This is a genomic window from Streptomyces sp. NBC_00663 (assembly GCF_036226885.1).
Taxonomy (GTDB): domain Bacteria; phylum Actinomycetota; class Actinomycetes; order Streptomycetales; family Streptomycetaceae; genus Streptomyces.
On sequence record NZ_CP109027.1, the window covers coordinates 5,789,181 to 5,814,215 of the forward strand.

The window sequence follows — 25,035 nt, forward strand, 5'->3', positions numbered from 1 at the left end:
CTCCACCACCGCGCCGACGAGCCCAAAGAAGCAGAAAGTCCCTTTTTGACCCTGTCTGTTGGACCTGCTCCGGCGACCGGGGGTGTCCTGTTATCGCTGTCCCGTCCGGCGCTCCCCATGCCTAGGGCATCCCTTGAACGACGCTATGGGTTCGGAGGTGGACTGGGGACGGCCGGTCGTACCGGTGTAGCTTGGGACGAAGCCAGACGTCGCTGCTGATGGCGGTCGGGCGGTCCCACGGACCGACCGAGGGAGAGAGGGCCTCCGACGGACTGCGCTGCGCGCACCGGGCATGCCTGTGTCCTCTTTTCGGCACCCTGTGTCCGCCGCCGCGCAGACCAGCCGTACCCACCTCGCCCCAACCCCGAGGAGCAGCTCGCAATGACGACTGTCGAAAACCGACAGGACTTCAAGGTCGCCGACCTCTCCCTGGCCGAGTTCGGCCGCAAGGAGATCACTCTCGCCGAGCACGAGATGCCCGGCCTGATGGCGATCCGCAAGGAGTTCGCCGCCACCCAGCCGCTGGCCGGTGCCCGCATCATGGGCTCGCTGCACATGACCGTGCAGACCGCCGTCCTGATCGAGACCCTGGTCGCCCTGGGCGCCCAGGTCCGTTGGGTGTCCTGCAACATCTTCTCCACCCAGGACCACGCGGCCGCCGCCATCGCCGTCGGCCCGAACGGTACGCCCGACAACCCGCAGGGTGTCCCGGTCTTCGCCTGGAAGGGCGAGACGCTGGAGGAGTACTGGTGGTGCACGGAGCAGGCGCTGACCTGGCCGAACACCCCCACCGGCGGCCCGAACATGATCCTCGACGACGGTGGTGACGCCACCCTCCTCGTTCACAAGGGCGTCGAGTACGAGAAGGCCGGCAAGGTCCCCTCGGTCGACACCGCCGAGAACGACGAGCACCGCGTCATCCTCGAACTCCTGAACCGCACCATCACCGACGGCTCCCAGAAGTGGACCCAGCTCGCCTCGGAGATCCGCGGCGTGACCGAGGAGACCACCACCGGCGTCCACCGCCTGTACGAGATGCAGCGCGACGGCCAGCTGCTCTTCCCGGCGATCAATGTGAACGACGCCGTGACGAAGTCGAAGTTCGACAACAAGTACGGCTGCCGCCACTCCCTGATCGACGGCATCAACCGCGCCACCGACGTCCTCATCGGCGGCAAGACCGCCGTCGTCTGCGGCTACGGCGACGTCGGCAAGGGCTGCGCGGAGTCGCTGCGAGGCCAGGGCGCCCGCGTCATCGTCACCGAGATCGACCCGATCTGCGCCCTCCAGGCGGCGATGGACGGCTACCAGGTCACGACCCTCGACGAGGTCGTCGACAAGGCCGACATCTTCATCACCACGACCGGCAACAAGGACATCATCATGGCCTCGGACATGGCCAAGATGAAGCACCAGGCCATCGTCGGGAACATCGGCCACTTCGACAACGAGATCGACATGGCCGGCCTCGCCAAGATCCCCGGCATCGTGAAGGACGAGGTCAAGCCTCAGGTCCACACCTGGAAGTTCCCCGACGGCAAGGTCCTCATCGTGCTGTCCGAGGGCCGCCTGCTGAACCTGGGCAACGCCACCGGCCACCCGTCGTTCGTGATGTCCAACTCCTTCGCGGACCAGACGCTGGCCCAGATCGAGCTGTTCACCAAGCAGTCCGAGTACCCGATCGGCGTGTACACGCTGCCCAAGCACCTGGACGAGAAGGTCGCCCGTCTCCACCTGGACGCGCTCGGCGTGAAGCTGACGACGCTCCGCCCGGAGCAGGCCTCCTACATCGGCGTCGAGGTCGAGGGCCCGTACAAGCCGGACCACTACCGCTACTGAGCCACCCTCACCTCAGCAGCACCACCTCCGAGGCAGGCCCCCGCACCCCCGTGCCGGGGGCCTGCCCCTTTGGCCGCCGTGGCCGGACCAGCCCGCGCCGCCACGCCCGGACCAGCCCGTCAAGACCCAGGACCCCCATGCCCCGCGGCCGTTATTCGCTCCACGATCCGCACGATCACACCCCCCTCGCAGAAGAACACTTCCACTGCGCCCCCGGCCCGTCCGGCTGGCGCTACGTCTCCCAGCTGACCACCGCCACGGGCGCCCACACCGGCTCCGTCGACCTCGCCCTCGACGAACTCGGCCGCCCCATCCGCCTGGAACTCCATGCCGCCGGCTGGCAGGTCCGCGGCGCCGCCCTCGACGGCGTCACCTGGGTCCGCACCGACCCCACAGGGGTTCACGCCACAGAAGGCAATGTCCGCGCCCACGCCTTCACCGGCACTTCCCCCGCGTTCCTCATCGCCACCGCCCGTCTCCTGCGCCTCACCCCTTCCACCTCGGCCACCCGCGTACGGCTCGTCGCCTTCACGGATCCGGTCCTCGCCCCGCGCACCCTGGACCAGTCCTGGGCCCTGCTGAAAAGCGAAGCACACGCCACTGACAACGGCCCCCTGACCGTGGACGAATACCAGGTCACAGCCCTGGACACCGGTGAACAACACACCGTGCACATCGCGGGAGACGTGGTCCTCGCGGCACCCGGCGTCGAGCTGGAGGACCTGGAATCCCCGCCGTCGGTGTTCCCTTGAGACCGGGCGCGGAGGAGACGGCGTAAGGGCGGCCTAGGCGGGGGGCGCGAACCCGGTACGGGGAGGCTCGGACGACGACGCCGCCTCGGACGCGTCACGGCGAGCCTCGGGCTCGTGCACGACGGCAGCCTGAGGAGCCGCTGCCGCAGCAGACGACGGGGCCTGAGCCGGGGACCAGCTCTGCGCCGGCCCGTACGCCCCCGGCGCGCCAACCGGGGAAGCAGGCACCCCGCCCCCGGTCATCGGACCGTTCGCGAAAGCCCGCCGTACCTCTCGGGCCTGCCGCTCCTGCACGACCGCCGCCAAATACGCCGCCGACGGAACACCGTGCGGCGCCGGAGTCCCCGTACGCGCGACGAGGTCGGCGGCCAGCCGCTCGGCCATGACCGAGCCGACCTGAGGATCGAGCTGCTGCATCCGCGCCAGGTACTGACGAATGGCCAGCCACAGCCCGTCGGGAACCGCCGACAGATCAAGCCCGGAGAACCGTCCTGCCAGCCAGGGCGGCGGCGGGGGCAGAAAACCCGAGGTCGACACCGGCACCCGTTCCCGTACGACGAGAGTCCCCGCGAACACGTCTCCGAGCCGCCGTCCCCGAGCGGACACCAGGGAGGCGATACAAGCGACGACGCCGAACGTCAGCAGGATCTCGATCACCCCGATCCCACCTCGCACAAGGGCGTGTCGGAACCGGATCGGCCCACCGTCGTCCCGCACCACCCGCAGCCCGCACGCCATCTTCCCGAGCGAACGACCGTGGCTGAGCGTCTCGACGGCGATCGGCCCGCCCACCATCACGATCACGAAGGCGGCGAGGGACACCGCGAACTGGGCCGCCTCGTCCAACGAAGCCGTCGAAGCCACCAGAGCGACGGTCACGAGGATGTAGGCGACAACGGCCACCAACAGATCGAGCAGCACGGCGAGCGCCCTGCTCGGCAGCCTCGCGGGACGCAGTTCCAGCGCCACCGCCTCGCCCGTCACCAGCTCACTCACGCCCGCCGTCCTTCCCCTGACCCGCCCCGAGAACCGCCAGTCTGCCAAGCTGAGGGCGCATCGCGCCCCAGTACGACAAGCTGACACCACGACGAGCCGCCGACGACCCTCCGAGGAGCAGCCGAAACCGATGGACCTCGACGTCTTCGTCTCCGCCCACAGAGCGGAGTGGGATCGCCTGGACGCCCTGCTCCGCCGCCAGCGCAGACTCACCGGCGCCGAGACCGACGAACTCGTCACGCTCTATCAACGCACGGCCACCCACCTCTCGCTGATCCAGTCCAGCGCCCCCGACCCCCAGCTGACGGGGCGGCTCAGCCAACTGGTGGCACGCGCGCGTAGTGCCGTCACGGGCACCCGCCGCGCCTCCTGGCGCGATGTCACCCGCTTCCTGACGTACGGCTTCCCGGCAGCGGTCTACAGGGCGCGCCACTGGTGGGTCCCCACCGCGCTTCTCTCCACGGCCGTGGCGGTCCTCCTGGGCTGGTGGATCGGCACCCATCCCGAAGTGCAGTCCTCCATAGCGGCCCCCAGTGAGCTGCGCGAGCTCACCCGCCCCGGTGGCCAGTACGAGACGTACTACTCGAGCCACCCGGCAGCATCGTTCGCCGCCCAGGTCTGGACGAACAACGCGTGGGCCGCCGCCCAGTGCCTGATCCTGGGCGTGTTCTTCGGACTCCCGGTCCTGTGGATCCTCTTCCAGAACATGCTCAACCTCGGAGTCGGCTTCGGCCTGATGTCCTCGGCCGGCCGCCTCGACACCTTCCTCGGCCTCGTCCTGCCCCACGGCCTTCTCGAACTGACCGCGGTCTTCGTCGCCGCGGGCACCGGCCTGCGCCTCGGCTGGACCGTCATCGACCCCGGCCCACGCACCCGGCGAGCAGCCCTCGCGGAAGAAGGCCGCGCTGCGATCGGCATGGCGATCGGCCTCGCCCTGATCCTCTTCGTCTCCGGCGCGATCGAAGGCTTCGTCACCCCCTCCGGCCTGCCCACCTGGGCCCGCATCACCATCGGAGTCGCCGCCGAAGCGGCCTTCCTCGCCTACGTCTATGTAGTGGGCGGTCGCGCGGCTCGCACCGGCGAAACGGGCGACGTCGAGGCCGCGGAACGCAGCGCCACCGTCCCCATGGCCGCCTGATGTGCGTGTGGGGCTGCTGAGCTGCTAGTCTCCTCTTCGCCCCACAGGAGCCGTTGACACGGAGCCGATGGGGAGGTAGATTCGAACAGTTGCCTGGAACTGGATATCATTCGGTCGGCGACAGTGAGTATCTGTCTGCTTCTAGAAATATCGATTTCGAAGAAGCCCCCTCCCGATGATTCGGAAATGAGCAGTCGGTCAGACCGGCGCGAAACTTCTGATAAAGTCGGAACCGCCGGAAAGGGAAACGCGAAAGCGGAAACCTGGAAAGCACCGAGGAAATCGGAACCGGAAACGGTCTGATAGAGTCGGAAACGCAAGACCGAAGGGAAAAAGCCCGGAGGAAAGCCTGAGAGAGTCTCTCGGGTGAGTACAAAGGAAGCGTCCGTTCCTTGAGAACTCAACAGCGTGCCAAAAATCAACGCCAGATTTAGTTGATACCCCGTCTCCGACCGGTTTCGGTTGGGGCGAGGTTCCTTTGAAGAAACATACAGCGAGGACGCTGTGAACCATCGGATTATTCCTCCGGTGGTTCCGCTCTCGTGTGTGTGCACCGGATTACCGGTAAACATTCACGGAGAGTTTGATCCTGGCTCAGGACGAACGCTGGCGGCGTGCTTAACACATGCAAGTCGAACGATGAACCACTTCGGTGGGGATTAGTGGCGAACGGGTGAGTAACACGTGGGCAATCTGCCCTTCACTCTGGGACAAGCCCTGGAAACGGGGTCTAATACCGGATACCACTACCGCAGGCATCTGTGGTGGTTGAAAGCTCCGGCGGTGAAGGATGAGCCCGCGGCCTATCAGCTTGTTGGTGAGGTAATGGCTCACCAAGGCGACGACGGGTAGCCGGCCTGAGAGGGCGACCGGCCACACTGGGACTGAGACACGGCCCAGACTCCTACGGGAGGCAGCAGTGGGGAATATTGCACAATGGGCGAAAGCCTGATGCAGCGACGCCGCGTGAGGGATGACGGCCTTCGGGTTGTAAACCTCTTTCAGCAGGGAAGAAGCGAAAGTGACGGTACCTGCAGAAGAAGCGCCGGCTAACTACGTGCCAGCAGCCGCGGTAATACGTAGGGCGCAAGCGTTGTCCGGAATTATTGGGCGTAAAGAGCTCGTAGGCGGCTTGTCACGTCGGGTGTGAAAGCCCGGGGCTTAACCCCGGGTCTGCATTCGATACGGGCTAGCTAGAGTGTGGTAGGGGAGATCGGAATTCCTGGTGTAGCGGTGAAATGCGCAGATATCAGGAGGAACACCGGTGGCGAAGGCGGATCTCTGGGCCATTACTGACGCTGAGGAGCGAAAGCGTGGGGAGCGAACAGGATTAGATACCCTGGTAGTCCACGCCGTAAACGGTGGGAACTAGGTGTTGGCGACATTCCACGTCGTCGGTGCCGCAGCTAACGCATTAAGTTCCCCGCCTGGGGAGTACGGCCGCAAGGCTAAAACTCAAAGGAATTGACGGGGGCCCGCACAAGCAGCGGAGCATGTGGCTTAATTCGACGCAACGCGAAGAACCTTACCAAGGCTTGACATACACCGGAAAGCATTAGAGATAGTGCCCCCCTTGTGGTCGGTGTACAGGTGGTGCATGGCTGTCGTCAGCTCGTGTCGTGAGATGTTGGGTTAAGTCCCGCAACGAGCGCAACCCTTGTCCTGTGTTGCCAGCATGCCCTTCGGGGTGATGGGGACTCACAGGAGACCGCCGGGGTCAACTCGGAGGAAGGTGGGGACGACGTCAAGTCATCATGCCCCTTATGTCTTGGGCTGCACACGTGCTACAATGGCAGGTACAATGAGCTGCGAAACCGTGAGGTGGAGCGAATCTCAAAAAGCCTGTCTCAGTTCGGATTGGGGTCTGCAACTCGACCCCATGAAGTCGGAGTTGCTAGTAATCGCAGATCAGCATTGCTGCGGTGAATACGTTCCCGGGCCTTGTACACACCGCCCGTCACGTCACGAAAGTCGGTAACACCCGAAGCCGGTGGCCCAACCCCTTGTGGGAGGGAGCTGTCGAAGGTGGGACCAGCGATTGGGACGAAGTCGTAACAAGGTAGCCGTACCGGAAGGTGCGGCTGGATCACCTCCTTTCTAAGGAGCACTTCTAGGCAGCCGCAAGGTTGTCCAGAGGCCAGCATGCGAGCGAATGTCTCGCACTGGTTGCTCATGGGTGGAACGTTGATTATTCGGCACTTTCAGTCATCTCGGACTGCCAGTACTGCTCTTCGGAGCGTGGAAAGCTGATCATGAGTGGCGAGGGTGTCGGGCACGCTGTTGGGTGTCTGAGGGAATGAACCCCCTCGATGCCGGCCCCGGTGAAGCATCGCGTGAGCGGTGTGTGACGGGTGGCTGGTCGTTGTTTGAGAACTGCACAGTGGACGCGAGCATCTGTGGCCAAGTTTTTAAGGGCGCACGGTGGATGCCTTGGCACCAGGAACCGATGAAGGACGTGGGAGGCCACGATAGTCCCCGGGGAGTCGTCAACCAGGCTTTGATCCGGGGGTTTCCGAATGGGGAAACCCGGCAGTCGTCATGGGCTGTCACCCATACCTGAACACATAGGGTATGTGGAGGGAACGCGGGGAAGTGAAACATCTCAGTACCCGCAGGAAGAGAAAACAACCGTGATTCCGGGAGTAGTGGCGAGCGAAACCGGATGAGGCCAAACCGTATGCGTGTGAGACCCGGCAGGGGTTGCGTATACGGGGTTGTGGGATCTCTCTTTCACAGTCTGCCGGCTGTGAGACGAGTCAGAAACCGTTGATGTAGGCGAAGGACATGCGAAAGGTCCGGCGTAGAGGGTAAGACCCCCGTAGTCGAAACATCAGCGGCTCGTTTGAGAGACACCCAAGTAGCACGGGGCCCGAGAAATCCCGTGTGAATCTGGCGGGACCACCCGCTAAGCCTAAATATTCCCTGGTGACCGATAGCGGATAGTACCGTGAGGGAATGGTGAAAAGTACCGCGGGAGCGGAGTGAAATAGTACCTGAAACCGTGTGCCTACAAGCCGTGGGAGCGTCGGAACAAGGCTTGCCTTGTTCTCGTGACTGCGTGCCTTTTGAAGAATGAGCCTGCGAGTTTGCGGTGTGTTGCGAGGTTAACCCGTGTGGGGAAGCCGTAGCGAAAGCGAGTCCGAATAGGGCGATAGAGTAGCGCGCTCAAGACCCGAAGCGGAGTGATCTAGCCATGGGCAGGTTGAAGCGGAGGTAAGACTTCGTGGAGGACCGAACCCACCAGGGTTGAAAACCTGGGGGATGACCTGTGGTTAGGGGTGAAAGGCCAATCAAACTCCGTGATAGCTGGTTCTCCCCGAAATGCATTTAGGTGCAGCGTCGTGTGTTTCTTGCCGGAGGTAGAGCACTGGATAGGCGATGGGCCCTACCGGGTTACTGACCTTAGCCAAACTCCGAATGCCGGTAAGTGAGAGCGCGGCAGTGAGACTGTGGGGGATAAGCTCCATGGTCGAGAGGGAAACAGCCCAGAGCATCGACTAAGGCCCCTAAGCGTACGCTAAGTGGGAAAGGATGTGGAGTCGCACAGACAACCAGGAGGTTGGCTTAGAAGCAGCCACCCTTGAAAGAGTGCGTAATAGCTCACTGGTCTAGTGATTCCGCGCCGACAATGTAGCGGGGCTCAAGCGTACCGCCGAAGTCGTGTCATTCATACAATAGGGCCAACGCCTGTATGGATGGGTAGGGGAGCGTCGTGTGCCGGGTGAAGCCGCAGCGGAAGCTAGTGGTGGACGGTTCACGAGTGAGAATGCAGGCATGAGTAGCGATACACACGTGAGAAACGTGTGCGCCGATTGACTAAGGGTTCCTGGGTCAAGCTGATCTGCCCAGGGTAAGTCGGGACCTAAGGCGAGGCCGACAGGCGTAGTCGATGGATAACCGGTTGATATTCCGGTACCCGCTGTGAAGCGTCAAACATCGAACCCATTAATGCTAAGGCCGTGAAGCCGTTCCGGACCCTTCGGGGAAAGGAAAGTGGTGGAGCCGCCGAACCAAGGTGGTAGTAGGTGAGTGATGGGGTGACGCAGGAAGGTAGTCCATCCCGGGCGGTGGTTGTCCCGGGGTAAGGGTGTAGGCCGAGTGGTAGGCAAATCCGCCGCTCATTAAGGCTGAGACCTGATGCCGAGCCGATTGTGGTGAAGTGGATGATCCTATGCTGTCGAGAAAAGCCTCTAGCGAGTTTCATGGCGGCCCGTACCCTAAACCGACTCAGGTGGTCAGGTAGAGAATACCGAGGCGTTCGGGTGAACTATGGTTAAGGAACTCGGCAAAATGCCCCCGTAACTTCGGGAGAAGGGGGGCCATCACTGGTGAGGAGACTTGCTCTCCGAGCTGGGGGTGGCCGCAGAGACCAGCGAGAAGCGACTGTTTACTAAAAACACAGGTCCGTGCGAAGCCGTAAGGCGATGTATACGGACTGACGCCTGCCCGGTGCTGGAACGTTAAGGGGACCGGTTAGTGCGCTTTCGGGCGTGCGAAGCTGAGAACTTAAGCGCCAGTAAACGGCGGTGGTAACTATAACCATCCTAAGGTAGCGAAATTCCTTGTCGGGTAAGTTCCGACCTGCACGAATGGCGTAACGACTTCTCGACTGTCTCAACCATAGGCCCGGTGAAATTGCACTACGAGTAAAGATGCTCGTTTCGCGCAGCAGGACGGAAAGACCCCGGGACCTTTACTACAGTTTGATATTGGTGTTCGGTTCGGCTTGTGTAGGATAGCTGGGAGACTTTGAAGCGGCCACGCCAGTGGTTGTGGAGTCGTCGTTGAAATACCAGTCTGGTCGTGCTGGATGTCTAACCTGGGTCCGTGATCCGGATCAGGGACAGTGTCTGATGGGTAGTTTAACTGGGGCGGTTGCCTCCTAAAGAGTAACGGAGGCGCCCAAAGGTTCCCTCAGCCTGGTTGGCAATCAGGTGTTGAGTGTAAGTGCACAAGGGAGCTTGACTGTGAGACCGACGGGTCGAGCAGGGACGAAAGTCGGGACTAGTGATCCGGCGGTGGCTTGTGGAAGCGCCGTCGCTCAACGGATAAAAGGTACCCCGGGGATAACAGGCTGATCTTCCCCAAGAGTCCATATCGACGGGATGGTTTGGCACCTCGATGTCGGCTCGTCGCATCCTGGGGCTGGAGTCGGTCCCAAGGGTTGGGCTGTTCGCCCATTAAAGCGGTACGCGAGCTGGGTTTAGAACGTCGTGAGACAGTTCGGTCCCTATCCGCTGCGCGCGCAGGAATATTGAGAAGGGCTGTCCCTAGTACGAGAGGACCGGGACGGACGAACCTCTGGTGTGCCAGTTGTTCTGCCAAGGGCATGGCTGGTTGGCTACGTTCGGGAGGGATAACCGCTGAAAGCATCTAAGCGGGAAGCCTGCTTCGAGATGAGTATTCCCACCCACTTGATGGGGTAAGGCTCCCAGTAGACGACTGGGTTGATAGGCCGGATCTGGAAGCCCAGTAATGGGTGGAGGTGACCGGTACTAATAGGCCGAGGGCTTGTCCTCAGTTGCTCGCGTCCACTGTGTTGGTTCTGAAACCACGAACGGCCCCATGCCCATGGTCACGGGTGTGGTGCGGCATGTTTGACAGTTTCATAGTGTTTCGGTGGTCATAGCGTGAGGGAAACGCCCGGTTACATTCCGAACCCGGAAGCTAAGCCTTACAGCGCCGATGGTACTGCAGGGGGGACCCTGTGGGAGAGTAGGACGCCGCCGAACAAAATTTAGAAAAGGCCCACGCCATTAGGCGTGGGCCTTTTTTGTGTTTCTCGGGGACCGGAAGCCCTTGTCGGCCCCCTTGAGTTCTGGCTTACAGGCGTCCTGCTGTCTTGAGAGCCAGGTAAGCGTCTGCCAAGGCCGGCGCCAGATCATCGGGTGTCGCGTCGACGACGGTGACACCGTGGCGGCGAAGTTGGTCCGCGGTGCGATGGCGCTCGCTCTGTGCCTGTGCGGCGGCTGCGGCCTCGTAGACGGCGTCGGTGTTTCCGCGGGAGTTCGCCATGCGGGAGACGTGCGGGTCGGCGACCGATGACAGGAGGACCGTGTGGCGTTGGGTGAGCTGAGCGAGGACGGGGAGCAGGCCCTCTTCCACCGGGGCGGCGTCGAGGGAGGTCAGCAGCACGATCAGGGAGCGGCGGGGAGCCGTCCTGAGCGCAGTGGCCGTAAGACCGCGGGCGTCTGTCTCGATCAGTTCCGGTTCGAGGGTGGCCATCGCGTTGACCAGAGAGGGGAGGACGTCGCTCGCGGTGCGGCCCTGGACCAGGGCGCGTACGCGGCGGTCGTAGGCGAGGAGGTCGACGCGGTCGCCGGCGCGGGAGGCCAGTGCTGCCAGGAGCAGGGCGGCGTCCATCGAGGCGTCCAGGCGTGGGGCGTCGCCGACGCGGCCTGCTGAGGTGCGACCGGTGTCCAGGACCACGAGGATGTGGCGGTCGCGTTCGGGGCGCCAGGTGCGTACGGCGACCGTGGAGTGGCGGGCGGTCGCGCGCCAGTCGATGGAGCGGGTGTCGTCGCCGGGAACGTATTCGCGCAGGCTGTCGAATTCTGTGCCTTCGCCTCGGGTGAGGACGCTGGTGCGGCCGTCGAGTTCGCGTAGGCGGGCGAGTTTGGACGGGAGGTGCTTGCGGCTGGTGAAGGGGGGCAGGACGCGTACCGTCCACGGGATTTTGTGGGTGCCCTGCCGGGAGAACAGGCCTAGGGGGCCGTAGGAACGGATCGTCACTCGGTCTGCTTGGCGGTCGCCTCGGCGGGTGGGGCGTAGGCGTGTGGTGACACGACGGCGTTCACCCGCGGGGACTGTGAGGCGGTGGCGGGAGGCTTCGACCTCTGTGCCGGGGAGCCAGCTGCTGGGGGGCCAGGCGTCGCGCAGGTGGGCGCGGAGAGGGCGGCCTGACGGGTTGGTGACCGTGAGGGTCACGTCGGCCGCCTCACCCAGGCGCACGGAGGTGTCGCCGGAGCGGGACAGGCCCAGGCGTCGTACCGGTGCCGCGAGGGCGAAGTCGCAGGCGCAGGCCACCGCCAGGGGGGCGTTCACGGCGAGAAGGCCCGTCCAGCCGGGGTCCCAGATGCCGACGGGGAGTGAGCCGAGGGCCGCGAGGAGTGCGGCGCGTCCGGTGAGCGCCATCAGCGGGGGACGGGGACGTGGGCGAGGACCGCGTGGATGACGGAGTCAGTCGTCACGCCCTCCATTTCGGCCTCCGGGCGCAGCTGGACGCGGTGGCGGAGGGTGGGGAGAGCGAGGGCCTTCACGTCGTCGGGGATGACGTAGTCGCGGCCCGTGAGCCATGCCCACGCGCGCGAGGTCGCGAGGAGCGCTGTGGCGCCGCGCGGGGAGACGCCGAGGGTGAGGGACGGCGACTCGCGGGTGGCGCGGCAGATGTCGACCACGTAGCCGGTGATCTCGGGGGAGACGGTGGTTTTGGCCACCGCTGCGCGGGCCGCTTCCAGGTCCGCCGGGCCCGCGACCGGGCGTAGGCCGGCGGCTCGTAGGTCGCGTGGGTTGAAGCCCTCTGCGTGGCGGGTCAGGACGTCGATCTCGTCCTGGCGGGAGGGGAGGGGGATGGTGAGCTTGAGGAGGAAGCGGTCCAGTTGGGCTTCGGGGAGGGGGTAAGTGCCCTCGTACTCCACCGGGTTCTGTGTCGCCGCGACCAGGAAGGGGTCGGGGAGCGGGCGGGGGGTGCCGTCGACCGTGACCTGGCGTTCCTCCATGGCTTCGAGGAGGGACGACTGGGTCTTGGGAGGTGTGCGGTTGATTTCGTCCGCGAGGAGGAGGTTGGTGAAGACGGGGCCGGGCTGGAAGGAGAACTCGGCGGAGCGGGTGTCGTAGACGAGGGAGCCCGTGACGTCACTCGGCATGAGGTCGGGGGTGAACTGGACGCGCTTGGTGTCGAGTTCGAGTGCGGATGCGAGGGCGCGGACGAGCAACGTTTTGGCGACCCCGGGGACTCCTTCTAGTAGCACGTGTCCGCGGCACAGGAGTGCGACGACGAGGCCGGTGACGGCGGGGTCCTGGCCGACCACGGCTTTGGCGATCTCGGCGCGCAGGGCTTCCAGGGAGGCCCGGGCGGCGCTCGGGTCCCCGGGGTTCCCGGCGTTGTCAGTGGTCGGGGCCATCATGGACGGCGTACCTCTCTTTCGAGGGCGTCGAGTTGGTCGGCGAGGGAGACGAGGGCGGTGTCGTCGCTGGGCGGCGGGCCGAAGAGGAGCGGGTGCAGGGTCTGTCCGTCGCCGCGGAGATGGGCGGACAGGGCGGGGAGCAGGACCTCGGGCGTGTGCGCCTGGGTGACGGGGACGCCTACGAGGGGGGCGAGGCGGGTGCGGGTGGTGGAGCGAAGAGCGGCGGCCGCGCGATCGCGGGCGTTGGCCTTGCGGTAGAGGCGGGCGCGGCCTTCGACGGTCTCGGAGGCGCGGATCGCCACGGGGAGTTTTTCAGGCACCAGGGGGCCCAGTCGGCGTGCCCGCCAGAGGGCGGCGAGGGCTGCGGCGAGGAAGAGCTGCACGGTGCCCCACTTCCAGCCCGAAGGAAGTAGGTCGAGGAAGCTGCGTTCGTCGTCCGGGTCGGCGGCCGACGCGTCGGAGAGCGAGGGGAGGTACCAGACCAGATGGGGGCGGGAGCCGAGGAGTTGGAGGGCGAGGGAGGCGTTGCCCTGCTCGTCGAGGCGGTCGTTGTAGAGGATGTCGGGCGCGCCGAGGACGACGGTGTCGCCGTCCCCGGTCGCCGGGATGCGCAGCAGGGTGGCGAGGCGCTCGCTGGGGTAGCAGGTCTCGGCCTCGAGGTGGGTGGTGGTGTAGCGGATGCCGCCGGTGTCGGCGGCGCCGGCGCGCTGGGCGGCGGGCAGGTCGCAGTCGGGCTCGAGGGTCGAGTTGATGCTGGTGGCGGGGTCCGCGGTGACGTCGGGGGCGAGTCGGCCGATGGACCAGCTGCCGGGGGCGATGAGGACCGTACGGCCGCCGGAGGGTGCGGTGGCGGAGTGCAGCGCGGTCTGTTGACGGTGCGTCAGCAGGTCGGGCACCGCGATGAGAAGGGTGGTGTCCGGGCCGGCCGCGGCGCGTGCCTCGTCCAGTGTGGTGATCACGCGCGTGGATACTCCCCGGTCGGCGAGGAGTTCGGCGACTGCGCGGCTGCCGTGGTCGTCGGCGGAGCGCGGGTCGAGGGTGCCGTGGCGGGTGTCGGAGCGGATCACGGCGATCGTGACGGCCGCGGCCAAGAGCAGGACGGCGGCGAGCGCGATGCCTCGCGAGCGGGTCCACAGTTGGCGTGCGGTGGGCGAGACCGAGGTGGACGGGAGCGTGGCCTCGGTGGTCATCCGGCGGCTCCCTGGCGGGTGGTGTGGGCCGCGCTGGGGATGCTGCTGGTGAGCTGGGGTTTGGTGCGTTCGAGGTCCTCGTCGAGTTCGGCGATGCGGCGGTACGACTGCTCGCTCGCCCTGCGTCCGCCGTATGTGACGTCGTCGAAGTCCCGGGCGGCGGCGCGCAGTCGGCCGGTGTGGGCGGGCAGGGTGTGGCCCGCTTCCGCGGCGGCTTCGTCGGCGGTGCGGCCGGGGCGGACGTCGAGCAGGGCGCGTTCCTCCAGGGAGCGGACGATGGCGCGCATGCGTTCCTGGACGGCCTGGTTCCAGTGGCCCTGGGCGGCGTGGGCCTCGGCGGTGGCGCGGTGTTCGGCGGCGCTGCGGGGACGGTCGTCGAACAGGGCGGCGGAGGAGGCGGGTTCGCGCCGTGGGGTGCCGAGGCGCCACCACAGGGCGCCCAGGACGGCCAGCACGGCCACGATGATGACGACCAGGCCGAGCGTTCCGCCGGGGGCCGCGGTCGCGGCCGTGTTGAACAGCTCGCCGACCCACTTCCAGAAGGCGTTCAGGGCACGCTGGAACCAACCGGGGTCGTTCTCGTGGTACATGCGCTTGGACAGCTCGCGTCGAGCCGCCTCCCGCGCGGGGTCACGCGGGACGGTGACCGGCGGCTCGTCGCCGGAGCGCGCCGACGACAGCATGCCGGTGTCGCCGACGCGGACAGCCACGCGGGACAGCAGCGGTACCGATGTGAGAACTCCCCCCGTCAGGCTCACCGCATCAGCCTCCGGCAGTGGTGCCGGGTGTGCCGGTGCCGTGGTCCTGGACACCGGCCGCGCGGGCCAGTTCGAGGTCGAGGGCCTCGCGGCGGATGCGCTGGTCGATGTAGAGGAGGACCGTGACGCCCGCCGTGATCGGGAAGGTGATCATGGCGCCGATCACCGAGCCGATCCCGCTGACGACCAGGAATGTCCAGCCGAGGTCGCCGCCGCTGTTGAGGAACCCGGTGAAGCCGTCGCCGTTGAGTGCGGCGGCGAGGAAGGTGAAGGGGATGACGACGATCGACGCGACGACGTTGGCGATGATCGTGGCGAGCAGCTGAATGCCGAACACGCGCCACCAGGAGCCGCGGACAAGCTTCGCGGAGCGGCTCAGCGACTTGACGATGCCCTGCTTCTCGAGCATCAGCGCGGGGGAGGCGAGGGAGAAGCGCACCATCAGCCACAGGGCGACGACGCCGGCACCGAGGCCGCCGAGGACGGCGAGGGCCGCTCCCCCGTCGCCGGATCCCGCGATGGCCACGAGGACGCCCGGCAGGGTGCCGGCCGCGACGACGCCGAAGGCGATGAGCATCAGCAGGAAGATCAGGCCGAACAGCTTGGCGACCTGCGGGCGGGCATCGCGCCATGCCTCGCCGGTGGTCACCGACTTGCCGAGGACCGCGCGGCTGGTGACGGTCGTGAGCAGGGCGGTCGCGGCGATCGTGCCGATCAGCGAGATCAGGAAGACGACGCCGGAGCTGAGCATGGCGTCGCCCATGGCGCGGGTGAGCTCGTCGAGGGTGGCGCTGGGGTCGTCGAGGGCTTCGGTGCTTGTGTCGTTGAAGACCAGGCCCTCAAGGAGGATGACGACGATCTGTGTGACGACGGCGACGGTCAGGGAGATGCCCAGGACCGTGCGCCAGTAGGTGCGCATGGTCGAGACCGCGCCGTCGAGGATCTCGCCGACGCCGAGGGGACGCAGCGGGATCACGCCGGGCTTGGCGGCGGGCGGCGGACCGCCCCAGCCGTTGCCCCAGCCGCCGCCGGGAGCTCCGTAGCCGCCGTGTCCCCCGTAACCGCCGTATCCGCCAGGGCCGTTGGGGCCGGACGGGGGGCGGTTGCCCCAGCCCGGGCCGGGGGGCGGGGGTGGTGGGGTCTGGCCGGGGGCCGGCGGTCCGGTCGGGGCGGACCACTGTGCGGGAGGCGGCTGCTCCTTGGACCACTTCGAGCCGTGTGGTTCCTGGCCCGGCTGCTGCGCGGGGTCGGGGCGGTCCGCGGGCTCGGCAGGGCCGGACGCACCGGGCTCCTGCCCGTCGGACGGGGCAGATCCGGGCGAGGCCCAGCCCGGAGTGTCTTTCATCGTCGCTCCTTCACGGTGCCCGTCCGCGGTCGCGGCGGCAGGTTGGCAGCCATCGTGCCATGGGGTGGTCACCGGGGGACCGGCCGCGGTATCGGCTGCACACCTTCAATTGTCCGCCGGATACGGGGCAGACTGACCGCATGGCTGATCAGTACGCGCAATCCGGCGAGGACAACCGGCCGACCGAGATACCGGCGATCCGCTGGGACGAGCCACCCGAAGGGCCTGTGCTGGTCCTGCTGGACCAGACGAGGCTGCCGGCAGAGGAGGTCGAACTGGTCTGTACGGACGCGCCCGCGCTGGTGGAGGCGATCCGCTCGCTCGCCGTACGCGGGGCGCCACTGCTCGGGATCGCGGGCGCCTACGGAGTCGCGCTCGCCGCCGCGCGGGGCTTCGACGTGGACGACGCCGCGAACGCGCTGGCGGGTGCCCGGCCGACCGCGGTGAACCTGGCCGTCGGCGTGCGCCGGGCGCAGTCCGCGTACCGGGCCGAACTCGCCAGGAGCGGTGACGCCGGGGAGGCCGCGGTGGCGGCGTTGACCGCGGCGCGGACGCTGCACCGGGAGGACGCCGAGGCCAGCGCGCGGATGGCGGAGCGTGGGCTGGCGCTGCTGGACGAGTTGTTGCCAGGTGGTGGGCACCGGATCCTGACGCACTGCAACACCGGTTCGCTGGTGTCGGGTGGTGAGGGGACGGCGTTCGCGGTGGCGCTGGCCGCGCAGCGGGCGGGGCGGTTGAGGCGGCTGTGGGTGGACGAGACGCGGCCGTTGTTGCAGGGCGCCCGGCTGACGGCGTACGAGGCCGCGCGCACCGGTATGGCGTACACCCTGCTCACCGACAACGCGGCGGGTTCGCTGTTCGCGGCGGGCGAGGTGGACGCGGTGCTGATCGGGGCGGACCGGATCGCGGCCGACGGGTCGGTGGCGAACAAGGTGGGGAGCTATCCGCTCGCGGTGCTGGCGCGCTACCACCATGTGCCGTTCATCGTGGTGGCGCCGGTGACGACGGTGGATCCGGACACGCCGGACGGGGCGTCCATCGAGGTGGAGCAGCGGGCTGGGTTCGAGGTCACCGAGATCGCGGTGCCGCAGGCGCCGGTGACGGGCGCGGGCGGCGGGGTGCCGGTGGCGCCGCTGGGGACGCAGGCGTACAACCCGGCGTTCGACGTGACGCCGCCCGAGCTGGTGACCGCGATCGTCACGGAGGAGGGCACGGTGTCGCCGGTGACGGCGGAGGCGCTGGCCGAGGTGTGTGCGCGGTCGCCGCAGGTGGCGATCGGCTGATCGGGGCCGAGCGGGAGGGGCCGGGGTTGGGTGGGGCTGGGGCTTGGGGGGCTCAGCCCCGGCTTCAGTGGACGGGGGGCGTCCGGAGGGGCGGGTTTCATGGCGAGGGGGAGCGGCGTGACGGAGCCGGGCTGGGACGACGACAGCGAGTACCGCCGGGCTGTGCGGCGGGCGTGGGGCACGGTGGCGCTGGCCTCGTGCTGCTCGCTGCTGGTGGTCGGGCTTGTCGTCCTCGCTGTGATCGGTGCGGGGGCGTTCCTGTTCGTGGTGGAGACTCTGAGTGGATAGCCAGAGGCGGTCCGGGCGGTGGAGGCAGACAGTGACCGCCCGGTACGACTAAGGTCACTGGCCGGTGACGTACCTCACCACTGCCTTCGTCACTGTTATGAGAATGGGATGATGTCGTTTATGAAGGGACGAGTCCTTGTCGTCGACGACGACACCGCACTGGCCGAGATGCTCGGCATTGTGCTGCGTGGTGAAGGTTTTGAGCCGTCTTTCGTAGCCGACGGCGACAAGGCGCTGGCCGCGTTCCGGGAGAGCAAACCCGACCTGGTGCTGCTGGACCTGATGCTGCCCGGACGGGACGGCATCGAGGTGTGCCGGCTGATCAGGGCCGAGTCGGGTGTGCCGATCGTGATGCTGACGGCCAAGAGCGACACCGTTGACGTGGTGGTCGGGCTGGAGTCCGGCGCCGACGACTACATCGTGAAGCCGTTCAAGCCGAAGGAGCTGGTCGCGCGGATCCGGGCGAGGCTTCGGAGGTCCGAGGAGCCCGCGCCCGAGCAGCTCGCCATCGGTGACCTCGTCATCGACGTGGCCGGCCACTCGGTGAAGCGGGACGGGCAGTCGATCGCGCTGACGCCGCTGGAGTTCGACCTGCTGGTCGCGCTCGCGCGCAAGCCGTGGCAGGTGTTCACGCGCGAGGTGCTGCTCGAGCAGGTGTGGGGCTACCGGCACGCCGCCGACACCCGGCTGGTGAACGTTCACGTGCAGCGGCTGCGCTCCAAGGTCGAGAAGGACCCCGAGCGGCCCGAGATCGTGGTGACCGTCCGTGGGGTGGGATACAAGGCAGGACCCAGCTGACATGTCCGGAGACAGTGCCGCTTCGTCGCCCGGGCGGACCGGGGTCGATGCGGGGCGGCCTGTCGGACGGAAGTCCGCGGGCTCCCGGTGGGGGCGCTTCTTCGAGGGCGGGTTGCTTCAGGGCGGGGTCCAGGGCAGTCCGGTCCTGAGGCTGTTCATGCGCTGGGTGCGCCGGCCTCTGCTGCCCGTCATGCGGCTGTGGCGGCGCAACATCCAGCTCAAGGTCGTGGCCACGACCCTGTTGATGTCGCTGGGTGTCGTACTCCTGCTCGGCTTCGTCGTCATCGGGCAGGTGCGCAACGGCCTGCTGGACGCCAAGGTGAAGGCCTCGCAGAGCCAGGCCACCGGCGGTTTCGCGTCGGCCAAGCAGAAGGCCGACACCGCGCTGAGCGCGGACGGGGAGGACGGCGCGGGCGCGGACGGCCGCGCCAACCAGAACGTCAGCTCATGGATGGGCGACCTGGTGGAGTCGCTCTCCAGCGGCGGCCAGGGCGCCTTCGACGTCGTCACGCTGCCCGCCGCAGGTGACGACAGCGGCGGGCGCGGCCCGCGTGCCTCAGGCCTCGTCGACCCCACCTCCAGCGTCCCCGAGGACCTGCGGGAGCGCGTCGACAGCGACAGCGCCCTCGCCGCCCAGAAGTACACCCGCATCCAGTACACCAACGGCGCCGAGTCACAGCCGGCGCTGATCATCGGCAAGCAGGTCGACGACCCGAACGGCGACCCGTACCAGCTCTACTACCTCTTCCCGCTCACCCAGGAGGAGAAGTCGCTGAGCCTGGTCAAGGGGACGCTGGCGACGGCCGGGCTGTTCGTCGTCGTCCTCCTCGGGGCCATCGCCTGGCTCGTGGTGCGGCAGGTCGTCACGCCGGTGCGGATGGCGGCCGGGATCGCCGAGCGGCTCTCCGCCGGGCGGCTCCAGGAACGTATGAAGGTCACCGGTGAGGACGACATCGCCCGCCTCGGTGAGGCCTTCAACAAGATGGCGCAGAACCTTCAGTTGAAGATCCAGCAGCTGGAGGACCTGTCGCGGATGCAGCGGCGGTTCGTGTCCGACGTGTCGCACGAGCTGCGGACCCCGCTGACGACCGTACGCATGGCCGCGGACGTCATCCATGACGCGCGCGAGGACTTCGACCCGGTGACCGCGCGGTCGGCGGAACTGCTCGCCGACCAACTGGACCGGTTCGAGTCGCTGCTCGCCGACCTGCTGGAGATCAGCCGGTTCGACGCGGGTGCGGCGGCGCTGGAGGCGGAGCCGATCGATCTGCGAGAAGTCGTGCAGCGGGTCGTCAGCGGGGCCGCGCCGCTCGCCGAGCGCAAGGGCACGCGGATACAGGTGCGGGGCGACCAGCAGCCCGTCGTCGCCGAGGCCGACGCGCGGCGGGTGGAGCGGGTGCTGCGCAACCTCGTCGTCAATGCCGTCGAGCACGGTGAGGGCCGGGACGTCGTCGTCAAGCTCGCCTCGGCGGGCGGGGCCGTCGCGGTCGCGGTGCGCGACTACGGGGTCGGGCTCAAGCCCGGCGAGGCCACGCGCGTGTTCAGCCGCTTCTGGCGGGCCGACCCGGCACGCGCGCGTACCACCGGCGGCACGGGGCTCGGGCTGTCCATCGCCCTGGAGGACGCGCGACTGCACGGCGGCTGGCTCCAGGCGTGGGGCGAGCCGGGCGGCGGCTCGCAGTTCCGGCTGACGCTGCCGCGGACCGCGGACGAACCGCTGAGGGGCTCGCCGATACCGCTGGAACCCAAGGACTCACGTCGTAACCGTGGACTTAATGACGCCGGATTGCCGCGCGGGGCGGACGACGGGGAGAAGCGCGCCACCGTACCGGTGCAGACGTCGGGTGAGCAGACGCCCGCGCGGGCGCCGCTCACGCCCCGGATGAACGCCGCGCCCCCCACCGCCGACCCCACCGCGCTGCCCGGCAACGGCGCGCGCGTGGTGCCGCGGCCCACCGGGGGCGCACGACCGGCGGACGACAGCGCGAACGGCCCGGACACGCCGCCCCAGGAGGCGTCCTCGGACGCGTCATCGCCCGACACCCGGAACGCCGGGTCGGAGGACCGCAGCAAGCAAGGGGAGGCCAGCCGTGGGCGCTGACCGTGTGGGGGGCGGCGGTCGGCGTCGTACGCCGGTGCGCACGGCGGCGTACGCCGTCTGCGGTGCCGTACTGCTGGCCGGGTGCGCCTCGATGCCGGACAGCGGCGATCTGCGCGATGTGGAGTCCACGCCCAGGCAGGACACACAGGTGCGGGTCTTCGCCCTGGAGCCCCGGGAGAACGCCGGGGCCAGGGAGATCGTCGACGGCTTTCTTGAGGCGCTGACCAGCGATGATCCGCATTTCGAGACGGCTAAGAAGTATCTGACGGCCGACGCCGCGAAGGCATGGAAGCCCGAATCGTCACTCACCGTGCTCGAGGACGGGCCCGGGGCGACCCCGGAGGGTTCCAACGGACGGGACGCGACCGTGGAGTCCTCCTTCCGGCTGTACGGCGACAAGGCCGCCACCATGGACGGGCAGCAGACGTACGCGCCCGCCTCCGGCAGCTACGACAAGGTGCTGCATCTCATCCGTGAGAAGAAGAGCCGGCAGTGGCGCATCGACGTGCCGCCGCCGGGCGTCGTCATCGGCAAGTCGGACTTCCTGCGCAACTACACATCGGTCAACAAGTACTACTTCGCCTCGAACACGCCGTCCGCCGCGGGCGGTCAGCCGGTGGCCGTCGCCGACCCCGTGTACATCCGCAAGAAGGTCGACCCGATGACGCAGACGGTACGGCTGCTGCTCGCGGGCCCCTCGCGCTGGCTCGACCCGGTCGTCAGGTCGAGCTTCCCCACGGGGACGGAACTGAAGCTGAAGAAGGGCGTCACCTCGCTGACGCCCGACGAGGGCAACCGGCTCACGGTGCCGCTGAACGCCAGGACGAACCGGGTCGGCGCGGGCAGGTGCCGGGAGATGGCCGCCCAACTCCTGTTCACACTGCGGGACCTCACCCCTACCGGGGTGAAGGAGGTCGCGCTCCAGAGCTCCGACGGCACCCAGCTGTGCCTGCTCGACGAGAGCGACGCCGAGAACGCGGTGGAGCTCGGTGTGGGCGACAACGAGTACCAGTACTTCCTCGACGCCAAGCACCGGCTGGTGCGGCTCCAGAGCGGGAGCAGCAGCGCGGACGCCGTCGCGCCGGTTCTGGGCGCGCTCGGCGAGGGCACCAAGGAGCTGCGGTCGGCGGCGGTGTCCCGGGACGAGCGCCGGGCGGCCGGGGTCACGCTCGACGGAAGTTCGCTGTACGTCGGGTCGCTGGTGTCCGGTGCCTCGCTCGGCGAAGCGGTGCTGCACAGCGATGGCAAGACGCAGAACGACCGTCTCACCACGCCCAGTTGGGACGGCGACGGCAATCTGTGGGTTGCGGACCGTGATCCGGACCGTCCGCGGCTGCTGTTCCTGAAGGACGGCGCGGGCGAGCCGGTCGAGGTCTCGACTCCGGGGCTCGACGGGCGTATCGAGGCGGTGCGGACGGCCGCCGACGGGGTCCGGGTCGCGCTCATCGTGGAAAAGGGCGGCAAGAAGTCCCTCTACATCGGGCGCGTCGAACGGGACGACAAGGCGGACGAGGGTCGCGTCTCGGTCGTCGAACTCCGCTCGGTGACACCGCAGTTGGAGGAGGTCGCCGCCATGTCCTGGGCGGGTGACAGCCGGCTGGTGCTGGTGGGCCGCGAACAGGGCGGCGTGCAGCAGATGGCGTACGTCCAGGTCGACGGCTCCACGCCGGTGGGGTCGGCGCCCGCCGCGCTCACCGGGGTGAAGGCCCTGGCCGCGTCCGAGGACGAGCAACTGCCGCTGGTCGCTTACTCGGAGGAGGACGGCATCGTCCGGCTCTCGGCGGGGTCGAAGTGGCAGCAGGTGGTCAAGGACGGGACGGCGCCGGTTTATCCGGGATAGCCGGCGGATGGGGTGCGGCTCTTCGAGGGGTGCGGAGAGCCGCGTCTGACCTGCGTGTGCGTACCGTGGCGAGTTGTCCACAGGGAGTTATCCACAGGGGTGGTCGGTCGAGGCCGGCGCGGGCACAGTGGTGGGCATGCGGGGGTGGTGGCGGGATCTCACCGATCTGGTGCTGCCGGCCGAGTGCGGAGGCTGCGGGAAGCCTCGCGCGGTGCTGTGTCCGGAGTGCCGTGACGTCCTGAACGGGAGCGCACCGTGCCGGGTGCGACCGGTGCCGGAGCCGACGGGGCTGCCGGCGGTTCATGCGGCGGCCCCGTATGCCGACGAGGTGCGGGCGGTGCTGCTGGCCCACAAGGAACGCGGCGCCCTGCCGCTCGCGGCACCCTTGGGGGCGGCTCTGGCGGGGGCGATCAGGGCGGGGCTGGCGGGGGCGCGGACGCGGGCGGAGGCGGAGGCGGGCGCGGAGGGGCAGTCGGGGGTGCGGGGGCTGGCGCAGGTGCGCGGGTGCGGGTGCGGGTGCGGGTGTGGGCGTGGGTTGTCGGGTGCGGGCTGTGGTGTGTCGGCGGGGGACGGTGTGCCGGCTGGGGGCCGCTGTGCGACGGCGGGGATCTGTGTGCCCGTAGGCGCGTCGGTGGAGGCGGGCGTGCCGGGCCGGGCGGGTGCGTCTGCGGGCGTGCCAGGCCGGGCGGGTGCGTCGGTGGGCGTCAGGGGAGATGGGGCGAGGACCGGGGGCGTGGGTGGGGCCGTGCTGCTGGTGCCCGTTCCATCCTCGCGTACGGCGGTGGCGGCGCGCGGGCATGATCCGGCTCGGCGGATCGCGTTGGCGGCGGCTGCGGAGCTGAGGCGCGGTGGAGTACCGGCGCGGGTGCTCGCGGTGCTGCGGCAGCGGCGTGCTGTGGCCGACCAGGCGGGGCTCAACTCCAGGGAACGGCTGGACAATCTCGCCGGTGCGCTCGCTGTGGTCCCCGGCGGTGGGCGACTGCTGCTCGACGGGCCGGTCGTGCTCGTCGACGACGTCATGACGACGGGCGCATCCCTGGCGGAGGCCGCGCGAGCCGTACGGGCGGCGATGGCGGAGGAGGGCGGCGGGGGCGGGGCGACGGGGTGGGGGCGCGGGGGTGTGCTCGGGGAGCCCTCCGCGGAGTGGCGCAGGCCGGGCCCGGCGGGTGGGGGCGTGGCGGAGGGAGGGTTCCGTGGGGTGGCGGAGGCCGGGTGTGGGGGTGTTGGGGCGGTGGGGGATGGCCTTGGAGGGCCGGGCGAGGGGACGGCGGAGGGAGGGTTCCGTGGGGTGGCGCGGGTCGGGTGTGGGGGTGTTGGGGCGGTGGGGGATGGCCTTGGAGGGCCGGGGGAGGGGACGGCGGAGGGAGGGTTCCGTGGGGTGGCGCGGGTCGGGTGTGGGGGTGTTGGGGCGGTGGGGGATGGCCTTGGAGGGCCGGGGGAGGGGACGGCGGAGGGAGGGTTCCGTGGGGTGGCGCGGGTCGGGTGTGGGGGTGTTGGGGCGGTGGGGGATGGCCTTGGAGGGCCGGGGGAGGGGACGGTGGAAGGAGGGTTCCGTGGGGTGGCGCGGGTCGGGTGTGGGGGTGTTGGGGCGGTGGGGGATGGCCTTGGAGGGCCGGGGGAGGGGACGGCGGAGGGAGGGTTCCGTGGGGTGGCGCGGGTCGGGTGTGGGGGTGTTGGGGCGGCGGGGGGCGGCCTTGGAGGGCCGGGCGAGGGGATCGCGGGGAGCGGCGGGCTGTGTGGGGTGTCGGTCGTGGGCTGTGGGGGTGCCGGGATGGCGCGGAACGGTCGGAGTGGAGGGGGCGGGCTGATGGCGGAGGGTCGGCTGTGTGGGGCGGCGGAGGGGGGCTCTGGCGGCGTCGAGGGTGAGGGAGGCGGTCGGAGCGGGGTCGGCGGAGTGGCGGCGGGGGACGGTCGGAGCGGGGTGGCGCAGGTCCGGTCTGGAGCTGTTGGGGTGGCGGGGGACGGCCAAGGCGAGGGCGTGGGCGGGGTGGGATGTGGGGGTGTGGTGACGGTGGCGGGGGGACTGTGCGGGGCGGGTGTCGTGGGGTCGGGGGGTGTGGGGGGTGAGGCTTTGGGGGTGAGCTGCGCGTATGGAGGGGGCGAGGCGGTCGGGAATGGGTCGAGCGGAGAGCCGTTCGGGTACGGAAGTGCCGGAGCCGCCGTGTATCGGGCGGTGGCTCGGGAAGGCACAGGGGAACGGATGGGCGGATCGGTGGAGGCGCGTGTGGGTGATCGCCGGCCCGACCGGGCGGGAATGGCGGGCCTGAGCCGCAGCGAAGGCGTCGGTGGCGTCATCTGCGCGGCCGTCGTCGCCGCACCGCCGGATGCTTTCGAAATAAACCGGAACTGACTGTGAACTTGCATCGTTGCAGGTAATGAGAGGACCTATTCACCTGAACGGAGGTACGCCGCGGTAGAGGGTGACGACATCCGTCCGGGCGAGATATGTTCGGTTGTGAGGAAAGGCGCAGGCCACCCCTCTCATATCCGATTGCCGTGCTGCGGGTTTTTCACTGTCACCCGCGCTGGTGGAGTGGAGATCTTGCCCGCGGGGGAGGAGGTGGAAGTCACCGAGTCCGAG

14 protein-coding genes, 3 rRNA genes and 1 pseudogene are annotated in these 25,035 nt (G+C 68.3%); 12 read left to right on the forward strand and 6 right to left on the reverse strand.

The annotated features are described in order from the left end of the window. The first annotated feature begins 381 nt into the window (after positions 1 to 381). Both ahcY and OG866_RS26395 read left to right on the forward strand, forming a co-directional pair. Entirely contained in the window at positions 382 to 1,839 is a 1,458-nt protein-coding gene (gene ahcY, locus OG866_RS26390) for an adenosylhomocysteinase (protein WP_329338378.1), read from the forward strand. Between the two features lie 137 nt (positions 1,840 to 1,976). Then, positions 1,977 to 2,591 carry a hypothetical protein gene (locus tag OG866_RS26395; protein ID WP_329338379.1) on the forward strand — a complete coding sequence of 205 codons (615 nt, stop codon included), beginning with the start codon at positions 1,977 to 1,979 and terminating at the stop codon, positions 2,589 to 2,591. A gap of 33 nt (positions 2,592 to 2,624) precedes the next feature. On the opposite strand, the gene OG866_RS26400 is transcribed toward OG866_RS26395, so the two are convergent. Continuing rightward, the gene (locus OG866_RS26400; RefSeq protein ID WP_329338380.1) at positions 2,625 to 3,587 is read right to left on the reverse strand and encodes an RDD family protein; all 963 of its coding nucleotides are present in this window, start codon (positions 3,585 to 3,587) and stop codon (positions 2,625 to 2,627) included. A gap of 130 nt (positions 3,588 to 3,717) precedes the next feature. Here OG866_RS26400 and OG866_RS26405 point away from each other — a divergent pair, with 130 nt between their 5' ends. The 4 genes from OG866_RS26405 (at position 3,718) to rrf (ending at position 10,457) form a co-directional block, all read left to right on the forward strand. Next, the gene (locus tag OG866_RS26405; protein ID WP_329338382.1) at positions 3,718 to 4,725 is read left to right on the forward strand and encodes a stage II sporulation protein M; all 1,008 of its coding nucleotides are present in this window, start codon (positions 3,718 to 3,720) and stop codon (positions 4,723 to 4,725) included. A 571-nt stretch (positions 4,726 to 5,296) separates the two neighbouring features. After that, positions 5,297 to 6,822 (forward strand): 16S ribosomal RNA (locus OG866_RS26410). Between the two features lie 301 nt (positions 6,823 to 7,123). Beyond that, positions 7,124 to 10,244: ribosomal RNA gene (locus tag OG866_RS26415) — 23S ribosomal RNA — on the forward strand. 96 nt (positions 10,245 to 10,340) lie between these two features. Then, positions 10,341 to 10,457 (forward strand): 5S ribosomal RNA (gene rrf, locus OG866_RS26420). Together the 16S, 23S and 5S rRNA genes form the textbook arrangement of a ribosomal RNA operon. A 91-nt stretch (positions 10,458 to 10,548) precedes the next feature. On the opposite strand, the gene OG866_RS26425 is transcribed toward rrf, so the two are convergent. From OG866_RS26425 to OG866_RS26445, 5 genes are read right to left on the reverse strand one after another with little or no spacing between them, the layout of a single operon-like run. Next, entirely contained in the window at positions 10,549 to 11,859 is a 1,311-nt protein-coding gene (locus OG866_RS26425) for a DUF58 domain-containing protein (protein WP_329338384.1), read from the reverse strand. Continuing rightward, positions 11,859 to 12,848, reverse strand: coding sequence for an AAA family ATPase (locus OG866_RS26430; RefSeq protein ID WP_443063566.1), 990 nt, complete (start codon positions 12,846 to 12,848; stop codon positions 11,859 to 11,861). Before OG866_RS26430 ends, OG866_RS26425 begins: the two co-directional genes overlap by 1 nt. Continuing rightward, positions 12,848 to 14,041, reverse strand: coding sequence for a DUF4350 domain-containing protein (locus tag OG866_RS26435; protein WP_329338386.1), 1,194 nt, complete (start codon positions 14,039 to 14,041; stop codon positions 12,848 to 12,850). The genes OG866_RS26430 and OG866_RS26435 overlap by 1 nt, the downstream gene beginning before the upstream one ends. Beyond that, entirely contained in the window at positions 14,038 to 14,799 is a 762-nt protein-coding gene (locus OG866_RS26440; RefSeq protein WP_443063567.1) for a DUF4129 domain-containing protein, read from the reverse strand. Before OG866_RS26440 ends, OG866_RS26435 begins: the two co-directional genes overlap by 4 nt. 4 nt (positions 14,800 to 14,803) lie before the next feature. Then, the gene (locus OG866_RS26445; RefSeq protein ID WP_329338388.1) at positions 14,804 to 16,144 is read right to left on the reverse strand and encodes a DUF7847 domain-containing protein; all 1,341 of its coding nucleotides are present in this window, start codon (positions 16,142 to 16,144) and stop codon (positions 14,804 to 14,806) included. 140 nt (positions 16,145 to 16,284) lie between these two features. On the opposite strand from OG866_RS26445, the gene mtnA reads away from it, so the two are divergent. The 6 genes and pseudogenes from mtnA to OG866_RS45270 all read left to right on the forward strand — a co-directional run. Beyond that, positions 16,285 to 17,427, forward strand: a complete 1,143-nt coding sequence (mtnA, locus tag OG866_RS26450) for an S-methyl-5-thioribose-1-phosphate isomerase (RefSeq protein WP_329338389.1) — start codon at positions 16,285 to 16,287, stop codon at positions 17,425 to 17,427. A 99-nt stretch (positions 17,428 to 17,526) separates the two neighbouring features. Next, a complete protein-coding gene (locus tag OG866_RS26455) occupies positions 17,527 to 17,715 on the forward strand; it encodes a hypothetical protein (protein ID WP_329338391.1) in 189 nt (62 codons plus the stop codon). Positions 17,716 to 17,823: 108 nt separating this feature from the next. Then, on the forward strand, positions 17,824 to 18,513 hold the full coding sequence (gene mtrA / locus OG866_RS26460; protein WP_187284748.1) for a two-component system response regulator MtrA: 690 nt from the start codon (positions 17,824 to 17,826) through the stop codon (positions 18,511 to 18,513). Position 18,514: 1 nt separating this feature from the next. Next, positions 18,515 to 20,614: an MtrAB system histidine kinase MtrB gene (mtrB, locus tag OG866_RS26465; protein ID WP_329338393.1), complete on the forward strand. Its 2,100-nt coding sequence runs from the start codon at positions 18,515 to 18,517 to the stop codon at positions 20,612 to 20,614. Next, positions 20,604 to 22,454, forward strand: a complete 1,851-nt coding sequence (locus OG866_RS26470; protein ID WP_329338394.1) for an LpqB family beta-propeller domain-containing protein — start codon at positions 20,604 to 20,606, stop codon at positions 22,452 to 22,454. The genes mtrB and OG866_RS26470 overlap by 11 nt, the downstream gene beginning before the upstream one ends. Before the next feature lie 136 nt (positions 22,455 to 22,590). Continuing rightward, positions 22,591 to 23,040 (forward strand): annotated as a pseudogene (locus OG866_RS45270) (hypothetical protein); the annotation flags it as partial. Between the last annotated feature and the right edge of the window lie 1,995 nt (positions 23,041 to 25,035).